The sequence below is a fragment of the uncultured Amnibacterium sp. genome (assembly GCF_964245895.1).
Taxonomy (GTDB): domain Bacteria; phylum Actinomycetota; class Actinomycetes; order Actinomycetales; family Microbacteriaceae; genus Amnibacterium.
The window spans coordinates 1-5348 of the sequence record NZ_CAXTOQ010000199.1; the positions used below are offsets into that span (position 1 = coordinate 1).

Consider the following 5348-nt stretch of genomic DNA (forward strand, 5'->3'; position numbering starts at 1 on the left):
TCGGCACGCTCCGGGTGCTGGCCCGCATCCAGGGCACGGCGACGGACGACGCGACCGGCGAACGCCCCGGCGGCATCGTCCACGAGCTGCGGCGCGGCGACAACGCGCTCGGCGACGGCGCGGTGGTGCTGCCGCCCCGCTACTACGGGACCATCGACGCCACTCCGCTGTGGATCCTGCTGCTGCACGACGCCTGGCGGGCCGGCCTGCCGGACTCGGCGGTCAGGGACCTGCTGCCCGCGCTCACCGCGGCGCTCGGCTGGCTGCGGGACGCGGTGCCGGCGGACGGTTTCCTCGCCTACCTCGACACCTCCGGCCACGGCCTCGCGAACCAGGGCTGGAAGGACTCCGGCGACAGCGTGCAGTGGCGCGACGGCACCCTGGCCAGCGGCCCGATCGCGCTCTGCGAGGTGCAGGCCTACGCCCACGAGGCGGCGCTCGCCGCCGTGGTCCTGCTCCGAGCGATCGGGGACGGCGCTGAGGCCGACGGCTGGCAGCGGTGGGCGGCCGACCTCAAGGCGCGGTTCCGCCCGGCGTTCTGGGTCGACGACGCCGACGGCGGGTTCCCCGCGATCGCGCTCGACGCCCATGGCCGGGCGGTCGACTCCCTGACCAGCAACATCGGGCACCTGCTCGGCACGGGCATCCTCGACGCCCGCGACGAGGCCCGGGTGGCCGCGCTGCTCGTCGACGAGCGGCTCGACTCCGGCTACGGCGTCCGCACCCTCGCCACCGACATGGCCGGCTACTGGCCGCTCGGCTACCACGGGGGCAGCGTGTGGACCCACGACACCGCGATCGCGGTGCGCGGCCTGCTGCGCGCCGGGTTCCCTGCGGAGGCGCGCCGGCTCGCGGAGGGGCTGCTGCTCGCCTCGCGGGCGTTCGACGCCCGCATGCCCGAGCTGCACGGCGGCGACCCGGCGCTCGCCGGCGCCCCGGTGCCCTACCCGGCCGCCTGCCGCCCGCAGGCCTGGTCCGCCGCCGCGGCGATCGTCGTGCGCGACGCCCTCACCGATCCCGCCCACGAGGAGCGCATCCCCGCCACCACCGAGCCGGCCCCCGCAGCGGGCCGGTCCACACCCTGAGAGGCATCACCAATGCAACGACGCATCCCCCGACTCGCCGCCGGCGCTCTCGCCGCGGCGGGCGTGCTCGCCCTGACCGCCTGCGGCTCCGGCTTCAGCGGCTCCTCCTCGTCGGGCTCCGCGTCCGGCGGGCTCACCTCCGGCAAGAGCGCGCTCACCGTGCTGATCGGCTCCTCCGGCGACGCGGAGACGGCCGCCGTGAAGTCCGCGGTCGCGGACTGGTCGAGCGACTCCGGTACGAAGGCGACCGTGCAGGCCGCCAGCGACCTGAACCAGCAGCTGTCCCAGGGCTTCGCCTCCGGCAAGCCCGCCGACGTCTTCTACCTCGGCGCCGACACCTTCGCGAACTACGCGAAGCAGGGCAGCCTGCTGGCCTACGGCGACCAGCTGAAGAACAAGGACGACTTCTACGACTCGTTGGTGACGAACTTCACCTATGACAAGAAGCTGTACTGCGCGCCGAAGGACTTCTCGACGCTGGCGCTCGAGATCAACACGAAGCTGTGGGACGCCGCCGGGCTCACCGACGCCGACGTGCCGACGACCTGGGACCAGCTGAAGACCGTCGCGCAGAAGCTGACGAAGGGCAAGGTGACCGGGCTCGTCACGAGCAACGAGTACCAGCGGCTCGGCGCCTTCATGGTCGAGGCGGGCGGCAACCTGATGAACGACGACAGCACGAAGGCGACCGCGGACACCGCCGCCAACACGCAGGCCCTGACCTACGTGCAGGACGGCCTGAAGTCGGGCTGGTGGAAGTTCACGAAGGACGTCGGCGCCGGATGGGGCGGCGAGGCGTTCGGCAAGCAGCAGGCCGCGATGACCATCGAGGGCAACTGGATCACCGGCGCGATGAAGTCCGACTACCCGGGCGTCGACTACACGGTCGTGAAGCTGCCGGCCGGCCCGTCCGGCGAGGGCACCCTGCAGTTCACGAACTGCTGGGGCATCGCCGCCGACAGCCCCAACCAGGCCGCCGCGGTGAAGCTGGTGGAGCAGCTGACGAGCAAGGACGACCAGCTCGCGTTCGGCAAGGCGTTCGGCGTGATGCCGTCGATCGAGTCCGCCGCGGACGGCTGGAAGCAGGAGTACCCCGACTACTCGGCCTTCATCGACAGCGCCTCCTTCGCGAAGGGCGTGCCGACCGCGGCCGGCGCGACGGACGTCGTCACCGACCTGAACTCGAAGCTCGGCTCGCTGAAGACGGCGGACGTCGCCGAGGTCCTCGGCACGGCGCAGAAGAACCTCTCGGCCCTGCAGGGCTGACGGGTCCGGGATCGCGAGGGAGGCACACGATGACGAGCGCCACGCTCCAGCGGCCGCGCAGGCGGCGCGGCGGCATCCGCCGCGGGCAGACCGCGTCGGGCTACCTGTTCACCGCGCCCGCGGTGATCCTGCTGGTCGTCTTCCTCGCGATCCCGATCCTCATGGCGCTCTGGGTGAGCGTCAGCGACTGGGGCGGCCGCGGCTCGCCGTTCTCCTCCGACGTGCGCTTCGTCGGGCTGCGGAACTACGCGGCGATCACCTCCGGCGGCGGGCTCGCCGAGTCCGACTTCGGCACCGCGCTGCGCAACAACCTCTGGTACGTGCTGCTCGTCGTGCCGCTGCAGACCGTGCTGGCGCTGCTGCTCGCGTCGCTCGTGAACTCGCGGATCCTGCGCGGCCGCGGGTTCTTCCGCACCGCGTTCTACTTCCCCTCCGTCACCAGCTCGGTGGCGATCACGGTCCTGTGGTTCTTCCTGTTCAACCCGACCGGGGCCGTCAACGCGCTGCTCGGGATCGTCGGCATCCAGGGGCCCAACTGGCCTGCGGACGCCAGCGGGGTGCTGCACGACCTGCTCGCGCTCGTCGGCGTGCGGGGCGGCCCGGGCTTCCTGACCGGCGGCGGGTTCCTCGGCGTCAGCTGGTGGGACTGGCTCGCCGGTCCGTCGGTCGGCATGCTGATCCTGATCTCGATGGCCGTGTTCACCACCTCCGGCACCTTCATGCTGCTGTTCATCGCGGGGCTGCAGAACCTGTCGCAGGAGGTGGAGGAGGCCGCGATGGTCGACGGCGCCAGCGGCTGGCAGCGGTTCCGGCTCGTCACGCTGCCGCAGCTGCGGCCGACGCTGTTCACCGTGCTCACCCTGGGCCTGATCGGCACCTGGCAGGTGTTCGACCAGGTCTACGCGGGCTCGAAGGGCGACCCGGGCAAGACGACGCTGACGCCGGCGTTCCTCTCCTACACCGCCGGGTTCATCAACCAGCAGTGGGGGCAGGCCGCGGCGATCGCGTTCATCCTGTTCGCGATCATCGTGGCGCTCACCCTGCTGCAGCGGTGGGTGCTGCGGGAGCGCGGCGTCTCGCAGCGGCGCATGCGGCGAGGCGGCTTCACGCAGGGTCCCGACGGCCGGTACGGCACGGCCGACCGCCTCCTGAACACCGCCGTCCTCGCCGAGACCGGCGTCGGCACGGGCGACACCGGAAGGGACCCACGATGACCGCCACCGCCCCCGACGTGACCGCTGCCGCGGCCCGGCCCTCCACCGCCTCGCGGGCGCCGGCCGGCCGTCGCCGACAAACCCCGCTCCCGCGGGTCGCGCTCTACGTCGTGCTCGGCGTGCTCGCGCTGATCTACCTGTACCCGTTCCTCATCAACATCGCGACGTCGTTCAAGACGGACGCGGACGCGACGGCCGACCCGCTGAGCCTCATCCCCCGCACGTGGACCGTGCAGGCGTACGAGACGGTCTTCTTCAACTCGGACTTCCCGCGGTGGTTCGCGAACTCCGCCGTCGTGACGGTCGTGGTGACCGCCGGGCGGGTGCTGTTCGACTCGCTCGCGGGGTACGCGCTGGCCCGGCTGCGGTTCCCCGGTCGCGGCGTGCTGTTCGCCGGGATCGTCGCGGTGATGGCGGTACCCGGCGTGGTGCTGCTGATCCCGAAGTTCCTCGTGCTGAACACCCTCGGGATGTACGACGGCTACTCCGGGCTGATCATCCCGCTGGTCGCCGACGCCGCCGGGGTGTTCATCATGAAGAACTTCTTCGAGTCCATCCCGGTGGCGGTGGAGGAGGCCGCGCGCATCGACGGTGCCGGCACGCTGCGCCTGTTCTGGTCGGTCGTGCTGCCGATGGCGCGGCCGGCGCTCGTGACGATCTTCATCCTGTCGTTCCAGGGCTCCTGGAACGAGCTGTCGCACTTCATCGTCGCGTCGCAGGACCCCGCGCTGTTCACGCTGACGAAGGGCGTCGCCTCCCTCGCCTCCGGGCAGCTGGGCGCCGGCACGCAGTACCCGGTGCGCCTGGGCGCTGCCGTCGTGATGACGATCCCGGTGGCGATCCTGTTCGTCCTCTTCCAGCGGCGCATCACGAACAGCGCCTCGGGCGCGGTGAAGGAGTAGCCGCCCCGCGCCCGCAGCCCTCGGCCAGGCGGAGAGCGCTTCAGCAGGAAGAACGGGCATCAGCAGGAAGAATCCGCCCCGTTCTTCCTGCCGAAGCGCATGCTTCCTGCTGATGGACTCGGGAGTTCCTGCTGTCGTGCTCGGGTCGCGGAGGCGCCGGCTCAGATGACCCAGTGGTGCTCGGTCGCGTCCAGCGGGGAGCGCGGGCGCACGACGGCGGGGACGCCGACCAGCAGCGAGTGCGGCGGGGCGTCGTGCAGCACGACGGCGCCGGCGCCGATCACGCTGTCGGCCCCGATCGTGATCGCACCGAGCAGCTTCGCGCCTGCGCCGATCAGCACGCGGTCGCCGACGGTCGGGTGCCGCTTCACGTCCCGCCAGACGGTGCCGCCGAGCGTCACGCCATGGAACATCGTGACGTCGTCCCCCACCTCCGCCGTCTCGCCGATGACGACGCCGGAGCCGTGGTCGATGAACAGCCGCCGGCCGATCGTCGCGCCAGGGTGGATCTCGATGCCGGTGAGGAACCGGACCAGCTGCGACAGGATGCGGGCGGGCAGGCGTGATCCGCTCACCCACAGCCGGTGGTGCAGCCGGTACGCCCAGACCGCGTGCAGGCCCGGGTAGGTGAGCACGACCTCGACGCCGGACTTGGCGGCGGGGTCGCGCTGCCGTGCGGCGTGGACGTCCTCGCGCAGGGTGCCGAGGGCGCTCACACGTCCAGGTTCTCGAAGAGCACCGTCGAGAGGTACCGCTCGCCGCTGCTCGCGAGCACCACGACGATGGTCTTCCCGGCGTTCTCCGGCCGCTTCGCCACCTCGAGGGCCGCGTGCACGGTCGCGCCGGAGGAGATCCCCGCGAGGATGCCCTCCTCCGTGGCG

The 5348-nt window shown here is 71.9% G+C and carries 5 protein-coding genes and 1 pseudogene; 4 read left to right on the forward strand and 2 right to left on the reverse strand.

What is annotated here, in order from left to right; translation table 11 throughout:
- The 4 genes from ACFE60_RS17410 to ACFE60_RS17425 form a co-directional block, all read left to right on the forward strand.
- The coding region (locus ACFE60_RS17410) for an amylo-alpha-1,6-glucosidase (protein ID WP_375390121.1) at nt 1–1085 on the forward strand (1085 nt) is incomplete at its 5' end.
- 12 nt (nt 1086–1097) lie between these two features.
- Nucleotides 1098–2351, forward strand: a complete 1254-nt coding sequence (locus tag ACFE60_RS17415; protein WP_375390122.1) for an extracellular solute-binding protein — start codon at nt 1098–1100, stop codon at nt 2349–2351.
- A 29-nt stretch (nt 2352–2380) separates the two neighbouring features.
- Nucleotides 2381–3565: a carbohydrate ABC transporter permease gene (locus ACFE60_RS17420; RefSeq protein WP_375390123.1), complete on the forward strand. Its 1185-nt coding sequence runs from the start codon at nt 2381–2383 to the stop codon at nt 3563–3565.
- Nucleotides 3562–4467, forward strand: a complete 906-nt coding sequence (locus tag ACFE60_RS17425; RefSeq protein ID WP_375390124.1) for a carbohydrate ABC transporter permease — start codon at nt 3562–3564, stop codon at nt 4465–4467. The genes ACFE60_RS17420 and ACFE60_RS17425 overlap by 4 nt, the downstream gene beginning before the upstream one ends.
- Before the next feature lie 161 nt (nt 4468–4628).
- Here the strand turns inward: ACFE60_RS17425 and epsC are convergent, their stop codons facing one another.
- Entirely contained in the window at nt 4629–5183 is a 555-nt protein-coding gene (gene epsC, locus ACFE60_RS17430) for a serine O-acetyltransferase EpsC (protein WP_375390125.1), read from the reverse strand.
- Nucleotides 5180–5348: pseudogene (locus ACFE60_RS17435) on the reverse strand (cysteine synthase A); the annotation flags it as partial. The gene epsC and the pseudogene ACFE60_RS17435, both read right to left, overlap by 4 nt.